This window comes from Amycolatopsis sp. A133 (assembly GCF_031082405.1).
GTDB lineage: Bacteria > Actinomycetota > Actinomycetes > Mycobacteriales > Pseudonocardiaceae > Amycolatopsis.
The window spans coordinates 210,699-229,834 of sequence record NZ_JAVHJU010000067.1 but is presented as its reverse complement, the minus strand read 5'-3'; the positions used below and the strand labels follow the sequence as shown (position 1 = coordinate 229,834).

18 protein-coding genes are annotated in these 19,136 nt (G+C 71.3%); 7 read left to right on the top strand and 11 right to left on the bottom strand.

What is annotated here, in order from left to right; all coding sequences use genetic code 11:
• Nucleotides 1–83: 83 nt before the first annotated feature.
• Both Q5425_RS40160 and Q5425_RS40155 read left to right on the top strand, forming a co-directional pair.
• Nucleotides 84–1,718, top strand: coding sequence for an SdrD B-like domain-containing protein (locus Q5425_RS40160; protein ID WP_308677653.1), 1,635 nt, complete (start codon nt 84–86; stop codon nt 1,716–1,718).
• A complete protein-coding gene (locus tag Q5425_RS40155; protein WP_308677652.1) occupies nt 1,715–2,392 on the top strand; it encodes an SDR family oxidoreductase in 678 nt (225 codons plus the stop codon). The genes Q5425_RS40160 and Q5425_RS40155 overlap by 4 nt, the downstream gene beginning before the upstream one ends.
• A 145-nt stretch (nt 2,393–2,537) precedes the next feature.
• Here the strand turns inward: Q5425_RS40155 and Q5425_RS40150 are convergent, their stop codons facing one another.
• The 3 genes from Q5425_RS40150 to Q5425_RS40140 are packed head-to-tail and all read right to left on the bottom strand — an operon-like array spanning nt 2,538 to nt 6,306.
• Entirely contained in the window at nt 2,538–3,845 is a 1,308-nt protein-coding gene (locus Q5425_RS40150) for an amidohydrolase (protein ID WP_308677651.1), read from the bottom strand.
• A 23-nt stretch (nt 3,846–3,868) separates the two neighbouring features.
• Complete coding sequence (locus Q5425_RS40145; RefSeq protein WP_308677650.1) at nt 3,869–4,519, bottom strand: response regulator transcription factor; 651 nt, start codon at nt 4,517–4,519, stop codon at nt 3,869–3,871.
• Nucleotides 4,516–6,306: a histidine kinase gene (locus tag Q5425_RS40140; RefSeq protein ID WP_308677649.1), complete on the bottom strand. Its 1,791-nt coding sequence runs from the start codon at nt 6,304–6,306 to the stop codon at nt 4,516–4,518. The genes Q5425_RS40145 and Q5425_RS40140 overlap by 4 nt, the downstream gene beginning before the upstream one ends.
• Before the next feature lie 181 nt (nt 6,307–6,487).
• Here Q5425_RS40140 and Q5425_RS40135 point away from each other — a divergent pair, with 181 nt between their 5' ends.
• Together Q5425_RS40135 and Q5425_RS40130 are read left to right on the top strand one after the other, a co-directional pair.
• A complete protein-coding gene (locus tag Q5425_RS40135) occupies nt 6,488–7,189 on the top strand; it encodes an ABC transporter ATP-binding protein (RefSeq protein ID WP_308677648.1) in 702 nt (233 codons plus the stop codon).
• On the top strand, nt 7,186–9,435 hold the full coding sequence (locus Q5425_RS40130) for an ABC transporter permease (RefSeq protein ID WP_308677647.1): 2,250 nt from the start codon (nt 7,186–7,188) through the stop codon (nt 9,433–9,435). Before Q5425_RS40135 ends, Q5425_RS40130 begins: the two co-directional genes overlap by 4 nt.
• A gap of 88 nt (nt 9,436–9,523) precedes the next feature.
• On the opposite strand, the gene trmB is transcribed toward Q5425_RS40130, so the two are convergent.
• The 6 genes from trmB to Q5425_RS40100 all read right to left on the bottom strand — a co-directional run bounded on the left by trmB (nt 9,524) and on the right by Q5425_RS40100 (nt 14,492).
• Nucleotides 9,524–10,156, bottom strand: a complete 633-nt coding sequence (trmB, locus tag Q5425_RS40125; RefSeq protein WP_396135364.1) for a tRNA (guanosine(46)-N7)-methyltransferase TrmB — start codon at nt 10,154–10,156, stop codon at nt 9,524–9,526.
• A gap of 125 nt (nt 10,157–10,281) precedes the next feature.
• Nucleotides 10,282–10,851 (bottom strand): hypothetical protein, encoded by a 570-nt coding sequence (locus tag Q5425_RS40120; RefSeq protein WP_308677645.1) that lies wholly within the window; start codon nt 10,849–10,851, stop codon nt 10,282–10,284.
• Between the two features lie 159 nt (nt 10,852–11,010).
• Nucleotides 11,011–11,766 carry a hypothetical protein gene (locus tag Q5425_RS40115; protein ID WP_308677644.1) on the bottom strand — a complete coding sequence of 252 codons (756 nt, stop codon included), beginning with the start codon at nt 11,764–11,766 and terminating at the stop codon, nt 11,011–11,013.
• Nucleotides 11,763–12,680, bottom strand: a complete 918-nt coding sequence (locus tag Q5425_RS40110) for an ATP-binding cassette domain-containing protein (RefSeq protein ID WP_308677643.1) — start codon at nt 12,678–12,680, stop codon at nt 11,763–11,765. The genes Q5425_RS40115 and Q5425_RS40110 overlap by 4 nt, the downstream gene beginning before the upstream one ends.
• 106 nt (nt 12,681–12,786) lie before the next feature.
• Nucleotides 12,787–13,536: an ABC transporter permease gene (locus tag Q5425_RS40105; RefSeq protein WP_308677642.1), complete on the bottom strand. Its 750-nt coding sequence runs from the start codon at nt 13,534–13,536 to the stop codon at nt 12,787–12,789.
• Between the two features lie 17 nt (nt 13,537–13,553).
• Nucleotides 13,554–14,492, bottom strand: coding sequence for an ABC transporter ATP-binding protein (locus Q5425_RS40100; protein WP_308677641.1), 939 nt, complete (start codon nt 14,490–14,492; stop codon nt 13,554–13,556).
• Nucleotides 14,493–14,689: 197 nt separating this feature from the next.
• Here Q5425_RS40100 and Q5425_RS40095 point away from each other — a divergent pair, with 197 nt between their 5' ends.
• From Q5425_RS40095 to Q5425_RS40085, 3 genes are all read left to right on the top strand, one after another.
• Nucleotides 14,690–15,277 (top strand): TetR/AcrR family transcriptional regulator, encoded by a 588-nt coding sequence (locus Q5425_RS40095; RefSeq protein ID WP_308677640.1) that lies wholly within the window; start codon nt 14,690–14,692, stop codon nt 15,275–15,277.
• Nucleotides 15,274–16,185 (top strand): SDR family NAD(P)-dependent oxidoreductase, encoded by a 912-nt coding sequence (locus Q5425_RS40090; protein WP_308677639.1) that lies wholly within the window; start codon nt 15,274–15,276, stop codon nt 16,183–16,185. Before Q5425_RS40095 ends, Q5425_RS40090 begins: the two co-directional genes overlap by 4 nt.
• A gap of 149 nt (nt 16,186–16,334) precedes the next feature.
• On the top strand, nt 16,335–17,231 hold the full coding sequence (locus tag Q5425_RS40085) for a hypothetical protein (protein ID WP_308677638.1): 897 nt from the start codon (nt 16,335–16,337) through the stop codon (nt 17,229–17,231).
• A gap of 4 nt (nt 17,232–17,235) precedes the next feature.
• Here the strand turns inward: Q5425_RS40085 and Q5425_RS40080 are convergent, their stop codons facing one another.
• Together Q5425_RS40080 and Q5425_RS40075 are read right to left on the bottom strand one after the other, a co-directional pair.
• Nucleotides 17,236–17,892, bottom strand: a complete 657-nt coding sequence (locus tag Q5425_RS40080; RefSeq protein WP_308677637.1) for a response regulator transcription factor — start codon at nt 17,890–17,892, stop codon at nt 17,236–17,238.
• The gene (locus tag Q5425_RS40075) at nt 17,889–19,046 is read right to left on the bottom strand and encodes a sensor histidine kinase (protein WP_308677905.1); all 1,158 of its coding nucleotides are present in this window, start codon (nt 19,044–19,046) and stop codon (nt 17,889–17,891) included. The genes Q5425_RS40080 and Q5425_RS40075 overlap by 4 nt, the downstream gene beginning before the upstream one ends.
• Nucleotides 19,047–19,136 lie beyond the last annotated feature (90 nt).

The following is a 19,136-nucleotide window of genomic DNA, read 5'->3' as shown; positions in this document are numbered from 1 at the left end:
GCGGGCCCGCACCGGCCGAGGTTCACTCTTAAGTGAACGGTTCTCGGGCGGTGCGGGCCCCCGCCGCGCGCCATAGTCGAGGGGTGATCTTCTCGGGGCGCGCGGTGGCGGTGGCGGTGGTGGCGATCGCGGCGGCGGTGGTGCCCGCCTCCGCGTCCACGGCCGCGGACGCCGCGCCGTCGTGCGGCGGGCTCGCGGCGAACCCGAGCGTCGAACTCGCGGCGCGCAACGGCGCCCCGGACGGGTACCTGTTCGCCCCGGCCGCCCCGGTCCCGCCCGGAACACCGGCCACGAAGGCGCCGAAGCTGCTGACCGAGCGGGAGTACGCCGTCGACGGGCAGCGGGCCGCGGTCATCCAGACGCCGGACGGCAAGACCAGCACCGCCTACCAGACCGAGCGGTTCGTGCCCGGCGGCGTCTACACCCTCAGCGTCTGGACCGCTTCGCGCGCGCCGCGGTACGAACCCGGCACCGGCCTGCGGTTCTTCGACGCCACCGGCACGCAGATCCAGGAGCACAAACTGGTCGCCGACCACTACTCCGGCGACGGCAGCCTCGTCCGGCAGCGCTTGGCGGCGGTGACGGCGCCGGCCAAGGCGGCCGCGGTGAAGTTCTTCGCCACGACCACCCTCGACCGGCTGCACTGGGACTGCGTCGACCTCGAGCTCGCGGCGTACTCGGTGAAGAAGGAAGTGCAGAACCCGGCGACCGGCGCGTGGGCCTCGTTCGCGACGGTGACCGCGGGCCAGACCGCGCACTACCGCATCACCGTGACCAACGAGGGCACGCAGGACCTCACCGGGATCACGGTGCAGGACCCGTGGTGCGCCGGGTCGTTCGAGCCGTTCGCGCTGGCCGCGGGCGCGAACCGGGAGCTGACCTGCGACCACCCGGGTCTCACAGTGGCCGACACCGGGCACGTCAACACGGTGCAGGTCACCGGCGTGCGGTACGCGGACGGCACGCTCGGCGACAAAACGGCGTCGGCGACGATCACCGTCCTCCCGCCGCCGCCGATCGCGAAGATCGGCGACTTCGTCTGGGCCGACCGCAACCGCGACGGGCTGCAGGACCCGGACGAGCCCGGCGTCGCGGGCGTGAAGGTGACGCTGAAGGATGGCGCGGGCGGCACGGTCGGCACCGCGACGACCGACGACAAGGGCAAGTACGGCTTCGAGAAGCTGAAGGACGGCACCTACCAGGTCTGCTTCGCCGTCCCGGCGGACTTCACGGTGACCCGCAGGGACGTCGGCAGCGAAGACTCCGACTCCGACGCCGACCCGGACGGCTGCACCGCACCGCGCACCGTGGGCGGGCCGTCCCACGAAGACTTCGCGGCGGACCTCGGGCTGGTCTCCCCGCCGAACCGGATCGGCGACTTCGCCTGGGCCGACTCGGACGGCAACGGCCTGCAGGACGCGGGCGAACCGGGCCTCGCCGGCGTCAAGGCGGTGCTGAAGGACGCGAGCGGCAAGGAACTGGCGAGCGTGGTCACCGGCCCCGACGGGACCTACGGCTTCAACGGCCTGGAGGACGGCACGTACCAGGTGTGCTTCACCGCGGAGGGCCGGCACCCGACGGTCAAGGACACCGGCGACGACCCCCGCGATTCCGACGCGGACCCGGCGTCCGGCTGCGCGGACCCGCGGACGCTCGGCCCCGGCCAGCGCGAAGACCGCACGGTGGACGCCGGCTTCGCCGCTACGGTGAGGTCATGACGGATCTTCCCCTGGCCCTGGTGACGGGCGCGTCCCGCGGGATCGGCGCGGCGGTCGCCCACCAGCTGGCCCCGACCCACCGCCTCCTCCTCGGCGGCCGCGACGCCGACGCACTGGCCGCGCTGGCCAAGGAACTTCCGGGCGCGGAGCCGTGGCCGGTGGAGCTGACGGACCCCGCTTCGCTCGCATCGGCGGTCACGAACATTTCGTCCTTGGCCGTCCTGGTCCACTCGGCGGGCGTCGCGCGCCTGGGCCGCATCGAGGACGCGTCCGCGGAGGCGTGGCGCGCCAACTTCGAGATCAACACCCTGGCGGTGGTCGAGCTGACCCGCCTGCTGCTCCCGGCGTTGCGCGCGGCCCACGGCCACGTGGTGGTGATCAACTCGGGAGCGGGCCTGAGCGCCCGCCCGGGCTGGTCCCCGTACGCGGCGAGCAAGTTCGCGGTCCGCGCGTTCGCCGACGCCCTCCGCGAGGAGGAGCCGACGATCCGCGTGACATCGGTCTACCCGGGCCGCACGGACACGGAGATGCAGCAGGAGATCTTCGCGGGCGAAGGCCGCGAGTACGACACGTCCCGCTTGCTGAAGCCGGACTCGGTGGCCACCGCGGTGGTAACGGCGGTATCAGCCACCCCGGACGCCCACCCCACGGAGATCACCCTGCGCCCCCGCTGAGCCTGCTGGGCCCGGGGGCCACGAACAGCAGCCCCCGCCGCTCCCAGGGGGGCGTCCCCAGGTCCAGTCTATCGGCCCTCACCGACAAACCCGCCCGATCGACGTCGGCGGCCCCGACTTGTCCACAACCGCGCGCCCCTGTGGATCAGGCCCGCAGGCGGGCGGCGGTCTCGGCCACTCCGGCCTGGATCTTCGCCCGGTCCACCTTCAGGGACTCGCCGTCGGCCACCACCTGCTCGCCCGCGACCCACACGTCCCGGACCCGCCGGGAGCCGGCCGCCCACACGAGGTTGGACAGCAGCTGCACGTCGGGGACGTCCAGGCCGCACGCGAACGCCGGGTCGTCCAGGTCGATGTGCACCAGGTCGGCCCACCGGCCCGGCTCCAGGGCCCCGATGTCGGACCGGCCCAGCGCCGACGCTCCGCCGCGAGTCGCCAGCAGGAGGACGTCGGCCGCCGTCAGTACCGTCGATTCGCCCGTGGCCAGGCGGGCGAACATCGCCGCGAGCTGCAGTTCTTCCCACAGGTCGAGGTCGTCGTTGGACGCCGGGCCGTCCGTGCCCAGCCCGACCGCGACCCCCGCCGCCCGCAGATCCGCGATCCGCGCGATCCCCGAAGCGAGCTTCGCGTTCGACCCCGGGCAGTGCGCCATGCCGACCCCGTGCGCGGCGAACAGCGCGATGTCCGAATCAGACAGGTGGATCGCGTGCGCCGCCAGCATCCGGCCGTCCAGCATGCCCAGCTCACGAAGCAGCGCCGGCACCGAACCGTGCGCCTCACGCACGGCAAGATCCTCCGCCGCCGCCTCGGCGACGTGGATCTGCACCAGCGCACCGCGTGAAGCAGCCGACTCCGCCGTCGCCCGCAGCGCTTCCTCGGACAGCATGTACGCCGAGTGCGGGCCGTAGCCGAGCTCGATGCGGTCGCCGTGGCCGAAGCGCAGGCCGTCGGTGTCGATCCAGCGCTCGATGCCGGCCAGCTGGGCCCGCCAGTCGAGGCCGGGCAGCTCCATCACCGGCGGCGCGACCAGCACGCGCCCACCCGTGGTGAGCACCGCGTCGACCAGCTGCTCGCCTTCGAAGTACATCTCGGCGCTGGTCGTGACGCCGTGGCGGAGCATCTCGACCGAGCCGAGCAGCATGCCGGTGCGCACGTCCTCCGGGCGCAGCTTCGCCTCGGCCGGCCAGATGATCTCGTTGAGCCACGGCAGCAGCGGCAGGTCGCCGCCCATGCCGCGCAGCAGCGTCATCGGGCTGTGCGCGTGCGTGTTGACCAAGCCGGGCAGCAGGATGCCGGTCAGGGTGGTGACCGGTGCGGCGGATTCGGGGGCGGTGGCCGCCGGTCCGCAGTGCAAGATGCGCCCATCGGCGTCGACGTCGACGACCGCGTCACGCAGGAGCGAACAGGACGGGTCGGCGGGGAGAACGACAGGGGCGTGGAAACGGCGTTGCATCTCTGGATACTACGCACCCGGAATTACGAAACGACTCCGCTCCGCCACGCCCACGCGGCGCTCTCCACCCGGTTCCGCGCGCCGATCTTGGACTGCACCGACGCCAGGTGCGTCTTCACCGTCGACAGCGACATGAACAGCTCCGCCCCGATCTCGGTGTTCGTCAGCCCGCGCGCGACCGCCTTCAGCACGTCCAATTCCCGTGGGGTCAGCGGCTCGGACGGCGACTCGGCCCGCGGCTTCACCGCGCCGCCGTTGAAGTGCTTGAGCAGCCGCACGGTGATCTGCGGCGAGACGAGCGCGTCGCCGCGGTCGGCCGCGCGGACCGCCTCGATCAGCAGCGCCGGGCCCGCGTCCTTCAGCAGGAAGCCGGACGCGCCGTTGCGCAGCGCCGTGTGGACGTACTCGTCGAGGTCGAACGTCGTGACGACGACGACCTTCAGCGGGTCGGTCACGTCCGGCCCGGCCAGCTGCCGGGCGACTTCCAGACCGTCGAGGCCGGGCATGCGGATGTCGAGCAGGCAGACGTCCGGACGCAGCTCGCGGGCCTTCGAGACCGCCGAGACGCCGTCCGCGACGTCGGCGACGACCTCGATGTCGTCCTGGGCGTCCAGGATCATGCGGAACCCCATCCGCACCATTTCCTGGTCGTCGGCGATCAGTACCCGGATCACTCGTCCCCTTCCGTAGCGGCCAGCGGCAGCCAAGCTTCGACGCGCCAGCCGCCGTCCGGGCCCCGCCCGGCCGACAGCCGGCCCTTGAGCAGCGCGACGCGTTCGCGCATGCCGACCAGACCGTAGCCGCCCGATCCGCCGGCCGGCCGGTGCGCCGTCGCGCGCCCGTTGTCGGTCACCCGCAGGTGCAGTTCGCCGCCCCCCACTTCGGCGACGACGAACGCCTCGGTCGCGTCGGCGGCGTGCTTGCCGACGTTCGTCAGCGACTCCTGCACCAGCCGCAGGGCCGAGCGGCCGACCTCGTGCGGCAGGTCCGGCGGCAGGTCGAGGTGCATCGACGTCGGCACGCCGTGGTTGGCGCTCTCGACCAGCTTCCGCAGGTCGGCGCCGAGGTCGGTGGTCGCCTGCTCGCTGAACTCGCTCGACCCCGCCGGCGCGTCGCCGCGCATCGAGCGGACCAGCCGCCGCATCGCCGCCAGCGCCTCGACACCGGCGTTCTCGATCCGGCCCATCGCTTCCACCGCGATCTGCGGGTTCTTCTCGGCCATCATCCTGGCGGCCTGCGCCTGCACGACGATCCCGGTGACGTGGTGGGCGACGACGTCGTGGAGTTCGCGGGCCAGTGCCATCCGCTCGGCGGTCTGCGCGTCGCTCACCGCCGACTGGACGGCCGTGGTGCGCTCGGCGTCCCGCGACCGCAGCATCAGGCCGACGGCGATCGAGATGCCCAGCATCAGTGTCGCGGCGAAGGCGAGGATCGACAGGGTCTGGGGGTCGGTCTGCAGGCCGTCGCGCGCGTCGGAGTTGAGGATCGCCGCGAGCGCGACGACGCTCGAGAGCACGGCGACCCGCGCCCAGGACTGGCTCAGCCCGCGGGCCCGGGTCAGGTTCACCACCACGCCCATGCCGGCGACGATCTGCGTGGCGGGCACCCCGCCCGGCACCGGGTAGTCGAACGAGCGCAGCTGCAGGAACGGCGTGATGACCGCGGACAGCAGCATGATCCCGGCGAGGCCGAGCAGCGCGTCCGCGGGCCGCCGCGGGGACAGCACCGCGATCACGGCCGCGATGATCGAGCAGAACAGGATCGGGAACCCGCGGGCGGTGTTCGAGTACGTGTAGCCGAACTCGAACAGCAGCGCGAAGGCGAGCAGCCCCATCAGCGGCCACTGCCCCATCGCCAGTTCGTTCACCCGACGCAGCCGCCGGGTCCGCGGGTCGGCGCGCGGGCCGCGGTCACGGCCCGCGATCGCGGGCACCAGCGGGCCGATGAGCAGCAGCAGGCCGAACAGCAGCGCCTGGGTGCCCGTGCCGCTGTCGATTTCGCCGACGCCCGCGTACCGGCCGAAGACGGCGACGAGGCCGGCGAAGACCAGGAAGCCGGCCACGCAGAACGCCACGCCCGCCCGCGCCCGGCGGGCCACGTAGTAGACCATCAGCACCCCGGCCACGACCTCGGTGATGGTCACCTTCGGCAGCACGCTGGAGTACGGCGGGATGCCGAACGCGTGGATGAAGAGGGTGGAGAGCACCAGCACCCCGCCGCCGGCCACCCCGGCGACGGCGGCGCGCCGCTGGGCCCAGAGCCCGCAGGCCACCATCGCGAAGATGCCGGGAAGCAAACCGAAGTCGACGAAGCGCGGGCCGTGGTCGTCGAGCGCCGCCTGCGTCGTGTAGATGAGGTCGAACAGCAGCGCGGCGAACAGGACGGCCGAGGGCACGCCGATGCGCCGCACCAGGGCGGTGGCGCGGGTGGAGAGCGTTTTCGGGACAGGCGCGGCGGGCACAACGTGACGTTACGTGATTCCCCGGTACCCGCACCTTGGCCGAGTGGCCCGCCCTCCCTCGGCCGATCGGCCGAGGCGCCCCGGGGTGTGACTGGCCGTCTGCCCGAAGTGGACGCGCCCCGATCTCGGCGAAGCTCATCGGCAGCAAGATCCGAACCGATGAACCGCAGGGAGAACTTTCGTGGACCCGAACACTCCACATGCGACGAACGGCCCGGTGCTGTCCGGCCGCGGGCTGGTGAAGCGCTACGGCACCCAGTACGCACTGGCCGGCATCGACATCGACATCCAGCCGCGGGACGCCGTCGCCATCGTCGGGCCGTCGGGCTCGGGCAAGACGTCGCTGCTGCACGTCCTGGCCGGCATCCTCCGCGCCGACGACGGGCAGATCTTCCTGGCGGGGCAGCGGATCGACCACCTCGGCGAGAAGAAGCGCAGCGAACTGCGCCGCACCGAGTTCGGGTTCGTGTTCCAGTCGGGGATGCTGGTCGCGGAGCTGTCGGCCGAAGAGAACGTCGCGCTGCCGTCGCTGCTGGCCGGGCTCGGCCGCAAGGAGGCCATCGACGCCGGCCGCCAGTGGCTCGCGCGCCTCGGCTTGGCCGGCAAGGAACGCCGCCGTCCCGGCGAGCTGTCCGGCGGCGAGGCCCAGCGCGTCGCGATCGCGCGGGCGCTGACCCACCGGCCGAAGGTCATCTTCGCCGACGAGCCGACCGGCGCGCTCGACACGCGCACCGGCCGCGAGACGATGGACGCCCTCCTCGGCGCGGCCCACGAGACCGGGGCCGCGGTGATCGTGGTGACGCACGACCGCGAGCTGGCCGAGTCGATGCCCAAGACCGTCTCCATCCGAGACGGCCTGATCGCGACGAGGCTCGCGGCATGAACTCGCTCCAGATCGCCCTGCGGGTGCTGAGGGTGGACCGGCGGACCCGGACGTCGGCGATCCTCACCGCGATCGGGGTGGCCGTCGCGACCGGGCTGGTGCTGCTGCTGGCGACGTTGCCGTTCGCCACGCAGAACCGCGAGCAGCGCGCTCTTTGGCAGGGCGAGCAGTTCTACAGCCGCGGCTCCGACGCCCCGGCCAAGATGGTCTTCAACGAGTCGAAGGACTACTTCGAAGGCAAGCAGATCATCCGCGTCGACGTCGCGCTCGCCCCCGGGGCCGCCGCGGCCGAGATCCCGCTGCCGCCGGGCGTGCCGCAGCTGCCGGGACCGGGCGAGACGGTCGTGTCGCCCGCGCTCGGCCGGCTCCTGCAGGCCAATCCGGCCGGGCAGCTCGGCGACCGGTTCGGCAAACCCGTCGGCGCGCTCACCGAAGACGGCCTCCGCTTCCCGGAGCAGCTCGTCGCCCTCACCGGGCACACCCCGGACGCGATGCCGGAGAACTCGTCCCAGGTGGCGGGCTTCCCGAGCGGGAAAGCCAGCCCGGACGCCCTGCTCATGCTGCTGTCCTGGGTCGGGATCATCGTGCTGCTGGTGCCGAGCCTGGTGCTGGTCGCGTCATCGGCCCGGCTCACCGCGGCCCGGCGGGAACGGCGGCTCGCCGCGATCCGGCTGGCCGGCGCGACCCCGGGGCAGGTCACGAACATGGTGGCGGCCGAGACGACGTTGTCGGCCGGGATCGGGGCGCTGCTCGGTCTGCTGATCAGCCCGGCGCTGCACGGCCTCGCGTCGTTCGTGCCGTGGGGCGGCGGCACCTGGCTGGCGGCCGACTTCGCGCTGCCGGTCGGCCTGACGGTGTTCATCGTCTTGGCCATCCCGGTGCTCGTGGTGCTGGCCGGCGTCCTCGGCCTGCGTCGTGTGCTCAAGAACCCGCTGTTCGCCACCGGCGGCCACTCGAAGAAGCCGTTGCACTGGTGGCGGCTGCTGGCGCTGCCCGCGGCCGGGGCCTTCTTCCTCATCGCGGTGACGACGGTCGAGGAATCCGGCGGCATCGGGCTGGTCATGGCGGGCCTGTTCCTGCTGGTCGGCTCGGCCGCGATCGTGGGGCCGTGGGTGACGTCGGCGGTCGGCGGCACGTTCGTCCGGGCCTGGCGGCGCCCGTCCGCGCTGCTCGCCGGCCGTCGCCTGCGCGACGACCCGAAGGGCGCCTACCGCGCGTCCGCCGGGATCGTGCTGGCGGTGTTCGCCGGGTCGATGGCGCTGACGCTGCTGCCGACGTTCGAATCGATGGCCGGCGGCGGGCGGTCCTTCGCCGACTCCGTGCTCTACGTCGACACCGACGGCGGGCACGCGGGCAAGATCGTCGACGAGGCCAACGCGTCCCTGCAGAAGTACGGCCAGAACGAGAAGGCGGTCGCGGTCGGCGAGGTCTACCTCGTCCGGGGTAGTGGCGACAACCGCTACGGCCACCGTGCGCTGGTGATGACCTGCGCCGACGCCGTCAAGCTGACCCGCTTCGGGCTCTCGCCGGAGAACTGCACGGGCGGGCCGGCCGTCTTCGGCGACTCGGCGATCGACCTGGCGCAGTACAAGTTCGCCGCGAACTGGGACAGCCCGGCGACGGCCGCGAAGTCGGGGACGCGGGTGGAAGCCGTCCACTACCCCGATGCCGACCTGTCCGGCTCGTTCGTCGTCGACCCGGCCACGCTGCCGGACGGCTTCACGCCGAAGGACTACACCGTCGTCGCGGCGACCACCGACGCGAACCGCGAGACCGTCCGGACGGCCCTGGGCGGACCGGCGGCCGGTGCGGAGGTCGGCAGCCGCGACCAGTACCTGTTCAACCAGGAGACCGAGCTCGGCGACCTGCGCCGGGTCACGGTGATCGGGCTGATCGCGGCGGGTGTCCTGGCCGGCTGCAGTGCCGCGGTCGCGACCGCGGGCTCGGTGATGGACCGCCGCCGCACCTTCGGGGCGCTGATGGCCGCGGGCACCCCGGTGCGGGTGCTGGCGAGGGCGTTGCGGATGGAAGCCGCGCTGCCGGCTCTGGTCGCCACCATCGGCGCGGGAATCGTCGGGGTACTCGTCGGCGTTGGGCTCTACAGCATGGTGGACCCACGGGGCATCGTGCTCAGCCCGTGGCTGCTGGCGCCGGTCGTGCTCGGCGTCGGGGTGGCCCTGCTCGGCGCGTCGGTCTGCACCCCCGCGCTCAAGCGGGTCCAGGCCGAGCCGCTGGCCGACGAATAGTGTTCGCCCCTCTGTCGGGGGAGGGGCGAACCGCGCACTTTCACGTGAAAGTGACGACCAGGGAGCGTCACTTTCACGTGAAAGTGCGCTAGCGCTTTTCGAAGATGAGGTCGTGCGAGACGCGGCCTTCGACGTCGGCGCGCTGCTCGAACTTCGTCACCGGCCGCCAGTCCGGTCGCGGTGCCCAGCCGTCGTACCGGTTGCGCAGCGCGGGTTCGCCGGAGCAGACCGCCAGCATCTGCTCGGCGTAGTTCTCCCAGTCGGTCGCCAGGTGGAAGGTGCCGCCGGGCGCGAGCCGCGACGCGACGAGCGCCGCGAACGACGGCTGCACGATCCGCCGCTTGTGGTGCTTCTTCTTCGGCCACGGGTCGGGGAAGAACAACCGCACCCCGTGCAGCGTCTCCGGCTCGACGTGCTCGGTGAGCAGCACGACGGCGTCGCCGTGCAGGAGCCGCAGGTTTTTGACACCGAGGTTTTCGGCGCGCAGCATCAGCTGGCCGAGGCCCGGGTCGTAGACCTCGGCCGCGACGTAGTTCAGCTCCGGTGCCGCGGCGGCCAGCTGCGACGTCGTCTCGCCCATGCCGGAGCCGATTTCCAGCATCACCGGCGCTTCGCGGCCGAACCACGCGGTGAAGTCGAGCGGCCCCTCGGGCAGCTCGCTCACCGTGCGGCCCAGCCGCGGCCAGTGTTCGTCCCACGCCCGCTGCTGCCCGACGGTCATCCGGCCACCGCGCTTGACGTAACTGACCACGCTGCGCAGCCGACGTCCGTCTTCGTTTTCCACGACTGGAATGTAGCTGGGCGCGCAGCGCCTCCGTTGAGGGTGGTGGCGGGGGCATGGATGGATTAACGAACGGCTTCGAACACCCCGAGACGAGAGCGCAGCCCGGCCAATCCGGCGACCGGGATCGGGTCCGGTGTCCGGCCGGTGTGCGCCGGCAGGACGTCGATCCAGCCCGGGTGCCGGTCGGTGTTCATCACAGTCGTGGGAATCGCGTGTCCCGATTGCCCGCGTTCGGACGGCATGAACTCCCAGTAGCCGGATTCGCCGTCCGCGGCCCACGGGACGAATTCCCAGCCCGGGCGCCTGCCGAGCAGTTGCGCGATCCGGTCCTCGACGCGGAAACCCTGTTCCCGCGAATCGAGCTTGCCGTCCGCCATCGCGCGCAGCCACCACGGCGCGGGCATCGGTCCCGCCATCCCGGCCGAAGCGCGGAACAGGGCCAGGACACGATCTTCGGGCGCGCGGTGCACCCAAGCCCGGCGGAGTTCGGCGGGCGTCGCCGCCGTCATGGCGGCCTGCGGGAGTTCGATCGCCCGCGACCATTCGAGGTCCAACATCGGTTCGAGCCGGGGAGCGTCGTCTTCGACGCGGGCTCGGGGAATCGTGCTGCCCAATTCTTGCCCGGTGTCCACCGTCAAGGATCACCTCCAGGGGGAGTTCAGACGGGTCCGGTGCCTTCCCTTATGAATCTTGCCTGGTCGTAGCAGTATGTCCGGTGCCTGTGAGAGAAGCCACAGTTGTTTCACCTTTTGTTAACAAGGTTTTCTGCGGTATTGAGACCGCCGTCACGCTCAGGCGTCGCGCCGTGCCGTGACGAGCACGCCGGCCACGAACAGGGCAACGGTGATCGCCGCGAAGTAACCGAGGTAGCCCCACGGGCCGAGCGGCGCGGCCGGCAGCCCCAGCGGTCCCGCGGCGAACCCACCCGCCCCGACGAACTCGTCGGCGGCGTGGAACGGCATCCACTGGTAGATCTGCTTGCCGACGCCCGGGATGATGACGAGCACGGCTTCCAGCACCTGCGTCCACACGAGGACCACCGTCAGCGCGAAGGCGACGCTGCGCAGCAGGAGCGCAACGCCGACCCCGGCCACCGCGGTGAACAGGAAGACCAGGCTCTGGCCGAGCACCGAGCGCCACTCCTCGGCCGTGTTCAGCGAGAGGTCGGCGTCGGGCTGCACCAGCGACGCCAGCCCCCACGAACCGAAGCCGACGACCAGGCCGAGCACCGCGCCGACCGCGCTGACGACCGCCAGCTTGGCCAGCAGCGCGGGCACCCGGCTCGGCACCGCCTGGAACGTCAGCCGCATGGTGCCCCAGTTGAACTCCGACGCGGTCGCGAGCACCGCGAGGACGAGCAGCACGGTCCGGCCGTTGCCGCTCGCGAGCTGGGTGTTGCCGACGGTCGGCGGGATCTCCGGGCCGGCCAGCGCGAAGAACAGCGCGGTGAAGGCGAGCGGCGCGACGAGCGCGATGGCCAGGCACCACCACGGCGCGCGGGTGCTGAAGAGCTTGATGCGCTCGGCGCGGAGCAGGTTGGTGATCATCGCGAAGCCTCCGGGGAAGTCACCGCGGGGAATTCGACGGCGTCCCGGGTGAGGTCGAGGTACGCCTGCTCGAGCGAGCCGGTGACCGGGCTCAGCTCGTGCAGTGTCGCGCCGGCGTCGAAGGCGAGCTGCCCGATCCGGTCGCTGTCCAGCCCGGAGACCACAAAAGCGCCGTCGGCTTCGGTGAACTCGGCCTGCCCGGTCAGCGCCGTCCGCAGCTCGTCGGCGTGCGGGGTGCGCACGCGGACGCCGTGTTCACTCGTCTGCGCGATGAACTCGTCCATCGTGCCCTGGTAGATCAGCCTGCCGCGGCCGATCACCACCAGGTCCTGCGCGGTTTGCGCCATCTCGGGCAGCAGGTGGCTGGAGACGAACACGGTCCGGCCCTCGGCGGCCAGCGCGTGCAGCAGCTGCCGGATCCAGGCCATGCCCTCGGGGTCGAGGCCGTTCACCGGTTCGTCGAACAGCAGCACGCGCGGGTCGCCGAGCATCGCCGCGGCGATCCCCAGCCGCTGCTGCATGCCCAGCGAATACTGCAGGACGCGCGTCTTGCCGACGCTGGTGAGCCCGACCAGCGCGAGCACCTCTTCGACGCGCTTGTCCGGGATGCCGTTGGTCGCGGCCAGCCAGCGCAGGTGGTCGCGCCCGCTGCGGCCGGGGTGGCGCCAGGTGGCGTCCAGCATCGCGCCGACCGTCCTCAGTGGATCTTTCAGCTGCCGGTACGGCTCGCCGTCGACGAGGACGGTGCCCGCGTCGGGGCTGTCGAGGCCGAGGATCAGCCGCATCGTCGTGGACTTGCCGGCGCCGTTCGGGCCGAGGAACCCGGTGACGCGCCCCGACCGCGCGGTGAACGTCAGTTCATTGACCGCGGTGGTGGCGCCGTACCGCTTGGTCAGTGCTGTCGCCTCGATCATGGCTCCCCCGTCCGTCCAGCAGAGCCTACTGCGAAACACCGGATCCGGGTCGCCCCCCGACAGCGCGACCCGGATCCGGTGTTCCCCCTATTTCCCCTGTTTCCCCTCAGGCGTCCCGCTTCTTCGCGACCCCGAGCGCGACGAGCAGGAACACGATGGCGATGCCGGCGAAGTACGCCAGCGCCCAGCCGGGGCTCAGCGGCGAGTCCGACGGCGCCGGGCCGTCGACCTCCGCCGAGCCGCGCAGGAACTTGTTCGCCACGTTGAACGGCAGCCACTCGTGGATGTGGTTCCCGATCTTCGGGATCAGCTGCACCAGCTCTTCGACGGCCAAGTAGTAGATGAGCAGCAGCGCGATGGCGCCCGCGCTGTGCCGGATCAGAATTCCGAGCGCCACCGCGAGCACCGCGCTGATGGCGAACACCGGCCCGAGCCCGGCGACGTTCATCCAGTCCTGCGAGGTGTGCAGGCCGAGGCCGTCGTTCGGCCGCATGAGCATGCCCAGGCCCAGCGCGCCGAAGGCGGCGATCTCGCCGATGACCAGCGCCACCAGCGCGACGAGGATCGCCTTGGCGATCAGCGCCGGCGAGCGGTGCGGCACCGCCTGGAACGTGGTGCGGATGGTGTTGAAGCGGTATTCGGTGGTCACCGAGAGCGCGGCGAGCACCATGACGACGGCGATGCCGAACTGGGAGCCGCCGAACTGGGTGGCCGACAGCGAGAGCTGGGCGTCGGACGGCGTCGCGCCGGCGATGATGGCCGCGAAGCCGATGGTCAGGGCCAGGGTGATGAGCGCGCACCACCACGGTGAGCGGGTGCTGAACAGCTTGATGCGTTCGACCGCGAGCAGATTCATGATCTTGGTTTCCCCGGTTACTTGGCGGACTCGAGCACGTGCTGCGCCTCGGCGTCGAGACCGGTGTGGTACTCGACGGAGTCGCCGGTGATCTGCATGAAGGCCTGCTCGAGCGAGCCGGTCTGCGGGCTCAGCTCGTGCAGCACGATCCGGTTGGCGGCCGCGATCTCCCCGATCTTGTCGCTGTCCATCCCGGACACCACGAGCGCGTTCGCCTCCTCGGTGACGCCGGCGCTGGCGCGCTGCAGGGCGTCCCGGAGCTCGGCCAGCTGCGGAGAACGCACCTTCACCGTGTTTTCCGCTGCGCGAGCGACGAAGTCTTCGGTGGACGACTGCGAAATCAGCTGTCCCCGGCCGATCACCACGAGGTTGCTCGCGGTCAGCGCCATCTCCGAAAGCAGGTGGCTCGACACAAAAACAGTGCGGCCTTCCTCGGCCAAGCGGTGCATGAACTTCCGGATCCAGAGGATGCCCTCGGGGTCGAGGCCGTTCACCGGCTCGTCGAACAGCAGCACCTCGGGGTCGCCGAGCAGGGCGGCCGCGATGCCGAGCCGCTGCGACATGCCGAGCGAGAACCCGCCGGCGCGCTTGCCCGCCACACTCGTCAGGCCGACCGTGTCGAGGACCTCCTCGACGCGGGCGGCGGGAATGCGGTTGGACTTCGCCATCCACTGCAGGTGGGCGCGCGCCGAACGGTTGGGGTGCACCCACTTCGCGTCGAGCAACGCGCCGACGGTGCGCAGCGGCTCCTTGAGCTCGTGGTACTTCTTGCCCCCGATGGTGACCTGGCCACCGGTCGGGTTGTCCAAGCCCAGGATCATCCGCATGGTGGTGGACTTGCCCGCCCCGTTCGGACCGAGGAAGCCGGTGACCTGACCCGCGGCCACGGAGAACGACAGGTTGTTCACCGCCAGCGTTTTTCCGTACCGTTTGGTGAGGCCCGTTGCCTCGATCATGACTGCTCCTCTTCCGCCCCTCGCTTACGACGCGTTCATCGTCGCGGGTCGGGGATGGTTCGCGCGTCACCCTGTAGGCCGAACCGCTCCCCCTACCTGAGTAGTACCTTGCTGGCTCTTCGGCCGATGCGCGATCCGTGATGACCCTGAGGCAACCCTGATTCGCACCTATTAATGAACTGTGGTTCAATAACTGGGTGGCCCGGCCGAGGAGCATCACCGACGAGCGGCTGCTGGGTGCGGCGGAGACCGTGATCGGCCGCTGCGGCCCCGGTTTCACGCTCGCGCAGGTGGCTTCGGAAGCCGGGGTTTCGGTCGGCACGGTCGCGCAGCGGTTCGGCTCGAAGAGCGGTCTGCTGCAGGCGATGAGCCGTCGGGCCACGCGGCGGGCGGTCGCGCAGATGCGGGAGTGCGCCGAGCGGGCCGGCGACCCGGTCGAGGGCCTGCGCGCCGCGGCGGTGTCGGTCTACGCGGTGCTCGGTGACGCCGAAGAGGCGGCGAACCACCTGGGTCAGTTCGGTGTGGACATCGGCGACCCGGTGCTGCGGTCGCTGCTGGGCGAGCACTTCACGGCAGTCGAGGAAGAACTGCGGCGGCTGGTGCGGGCGGCGGCTCCTGCCTTGCCGTACGCGCCGAGCGTGCCGCGGGCGGCCCGTGCGGTGCTCGGCGTGCTCAATGGGGTGTCGATCGACTGGTCGATCCGGCCGCACGGGCGGCTGGCCGACCGGCTGGCGGAGGACGTCGACGCGGTGCTGGCCGCGTGGCGGGGACGGGAGGACGCATGAGTTTGCAGGGCAAGGTCGCGGTGGTCACCGGGGCGACCCGTGGTTGTGGCCGGGCGATCGCGGTGGAGCTGGGCCGCGCGGGCGCGACGGTGTACGTCACCGGCCGCACGACGCGCGAAAAGACGTCACCGATGAAGCGACCGGAGACGATCGAAGAGACGGGCGAACTGGTCGAGGCGGCCGGCGGGCGCGCGGTGGTGGTCCGCTGCGACTTCACGTCGGTGTCCGATGTGGACGCGTTGAAGGCCCGCGTCGAGTCCGAAGTGGACGGAATCGACATCCTGGTCGACGACGTCTGGGGCGGCGACATGTACTTCCACTTCGACGCGCCCTTCTGGGAGACGCCGCTGGAGGACGCGCTCACCCTGACGCACAACGCGCTCGACACGCACCTCATCGCGCTGCACAAGCTCCTGCCGCTGGTGATCGCCCGCCGCGGGCTCGTCCTGGAGGTGACCGACGGCGACAACGACGACTACGTCGGCGCCGGTCTCCCCTACTACCTGGCCAAGTGCGGCATCCGCGCGCTCGGCCGCGCCCTCGGAGCCGAGCTGAAGAACGACGGCTGCGTCGGCCTCGCGGTGACGCCGGGGTTCCTGCGCTCGGAGTCGATGCTCGACCACTTCGAGGTGACGGAGGAAAACTGGCGCGACGCGATCGGCAAGCTCGCCCCGGTCGACTTCAAGATCTCCGAGACGCCGTACTTGCTGGCCCGAGGCGTCGCAGCCCTCGCCCAAGACCCCGAGGTCTCCCGCTTCGCGGGCCGGACGCTGGCGTCCTGGACGTTGATGAAGGAGTACGGCTACACGGACATCGACGGCGACCGCCCGGACTTCGGCCGTTGGCTCACCGAAGTCCGCAACGCAGGCAAAGACCCCGCAACCACCCCACCCGACGCCTTCCGCTAACCCCGCACTTTCACGTGAAAGCTCGGGACCCAGGTGGGAGCTTTCACGTGAAAGCTGGGGTTGTCCACAACTTGAATGGGGTGTGGACAACTCGGGTTAGTTGATCTTGAAGCGGCGGTTTGCGGCCGGGGGTGCGGCATTCTCGGCTCGTGTTGTACGCCTCCGCCGAGTTCGAGTTCGCCGAGCCTTTCCTGGGCAGCAATGCCATCGCCGCGGGGGCCGTGACCGAACAGGCCCTGCGATCACCGCTGTTCACGAAGCTCTTCCGCAACGTCTACGTGGCTTCGGCGACCCCGATCACGCATGTGCTGCGTTGCCGAGCCGCTGCGCTCCTGGCGCCGCCGTGCGCGGTTCTCACCGGCTGCTCGGCCTCGACCGTCCGCGGCGTGGAACTGGCCGGAGTGCACGACCCCGTCGAGTTCGTCCTGCCGGAAAGTGTGTTGTTCGCCGTGCAGGACGGCGTGCACATCCGGCGGACCAGCCGGGGGCGGATCGACAGCGAGCCTTGGCGGGAAATCCGGTTGGCGTCGTCAGCACGCCTCGTCTTCGACATCCTGACCGACACGAAGCTGCACCGCTCGCTTCCGAGGGTCGTCGGCTACCTCGACGCATTGCTCCGAGTCGGTGAGGTCGACGCGACGGCGCTGGCGGCCTACCTGAAAGGCCGCCGGGAGAACGGGATCGTCCGCGCGCGAAGAGCCCTCCAGCTCGCCGATCCGCGTTCGGAGAGCATTCCCGAGTCCGAGTTGCGGGTCTGGCTAACCGTAGCCGGCCTCGCCCCCGACCTCCAGGTTCAGGTCTTCGACGAACAAGGCGCGTTCGTGGGCCGGTTGGACCTGGCCTTTCCCGACCGGAAGCTCGCAGTGGAGTACGACGGCGACTGGCACCGAGATGGTGCCCAGCCGCAGCGAGACGAGGCACGCCGAGCGGCGATTCGCGCGTTGGGCTGGCGCTTCGTGATCGTCACCAAGGCTGAGCTGTACGGAGCGCCGAAGGCTGTGGTCGCGGCGGTCCGCGCGGAGCTTTCACGTGAAAGTGCCGCGTGAGGGGTCAGGAGATGCCGGGGCGGGCGAGGCCGGTTTCGTAGGCGAGGACCACGGCCTGGACCCGGTCTCGCAGCTCCAGCTTCGCCAGGATCCGTCCGACGTGCGTCTTCACCGTCGCCTCGGAGAGGAACAGCGTGTCGGCGATCTCCAGGTTCGACATGCCCTTGGCGATCAGCACGAGCACCTCGCGTTCGCGGTCGGTGAGCACGTCCAGTTCGGCGGTGTCCCGCATCGGGGAGCCGCCGGTGCCGACGAAGCGGTCCAGGAGGCGGCGGGTCACCGACGGCGACACCACCGCGTCGCCCGAAGCGACCGCGCGCAGCGCCGACACCAGGTGGTCGGGCTGGGTGTCCTTGAGGAGGAACCCGCTCGCCCCGCCTTGCAGCGCCGCGTAGACGTACTCGTCGAGGTCGAACGTCGTCATCACGAGCACGCGCGCGGTGCCGTCGGCGACGATCCGCTTCGTCGCCTCGACGCCGTCGAGCACCGGCATCCGGACGTCCATCAGCACGACGTCGGGGCGCAGCTCCTCGGCCAGCTTGATCGCCTGCGCGCCGTCGCCCGCCTCGCCGACGACGTCGATGTCGGCTTGCGCACCCAGCACCATGCGGAACCCGACGCGCATCAGTTCCTGGTCGTCGACGACCACCACCCGGATCACTTGTCCAACCTAACCGGCAGGGCCGCGCGGACCTGCCACCCTCCGCCCGGAGCCGGGCCCACGTCCAATGTCCCGCCGTACACGTGCGCGCGCTCGCGCATGCCGATCAGGCCGTTGCCGCCCGGCAGCCGGGGGTCGCGCCGGCCGGCGGGGACCAGCTGCGGGACAGCGCCGGCGCCGTCGTCGGACACCAGCACCTCCACCAGGTCGCCGGTGCGGTGCACCCGCACCGACGCCGTTGCGCCGCGGCCGGCGTGCTTGAGCGTGTTGGTCAGCGACTCCTGCACGATCCGGTAGATCCCCAGCGAGACGCCGGCGGGCAGGTCGCCGAGCTCGCCGGCTTCCAGCTCCACCGGCACCCCGGCGGCGCGCATCCGGTCGGCCAGCTCGGCGAGGGCGTGCACGTCCGGCTGCGGCACCCGCGGCTCGCCGTCGGCGTCGTCGCTGCGGAGCACGTCCAGCAGCCGCCGCAGTTCGCCCAGCGCGCCGCGGCCCGTCTCGGAAATCGTGTGCAGGGCCCGCTGGGCGAGTTCGGGGTTGCTCTGCATCGCGTAGGACGCGCCGTCGGCCTGCACGACCATCACGCTCACCGCGTGCGCGACGACGTCGTGCAGCTCGCGGGCGATCCGTCCGCGTTCTTCGGCCACCGCAATCCGGGTGGCCTGGTCCCGTTCGGTCTCGAGCAGGTGCAACCTGGCCTCCACTTCCACGTCGTAGGCGCGCCGGGCCCCGACGAACTCGCCGAGGGTCCAGCACAGGGCGATCCCGAACGCCAGGAACAGCACCGAGATGACGAGCTCGTCCGTCTGCTCCAGCGCCAGCTGCACGGCCGAGGAGAGGACCACGGCGCCGACGAAGACCAGACCCTGCCGCCGCCCCACGTAGACGACGACCGAGTAGATGCTCATCGCCAGCCCGGCGGCGCCGGCGGTGCCGAGCTGGAGCGACCCGTGCACGACGCTCAGCACCAGCACGGTGTAGGCCGACCACAGCGGTGACCTCCGCCGGAACACCAGCGGCACCACCATCGCGATGTCCAGCGGCACCGCGACGTACCAGGGCGGCAGCTCGGCGATTTCGTCGAAGCCGTCGGCGGCGAACAGCAGCAGGTCGAACAGGCCGAGCAGGACGGCGAGCACCGTGTCGCCCGCCATGGGGTGGGCACGCATCCAGAGACTCAGCCGTCGCACCACACAACACTAGGTCGGGCGGCGGAGCTCGCGCGTCGGTCGCCGGTACCACCT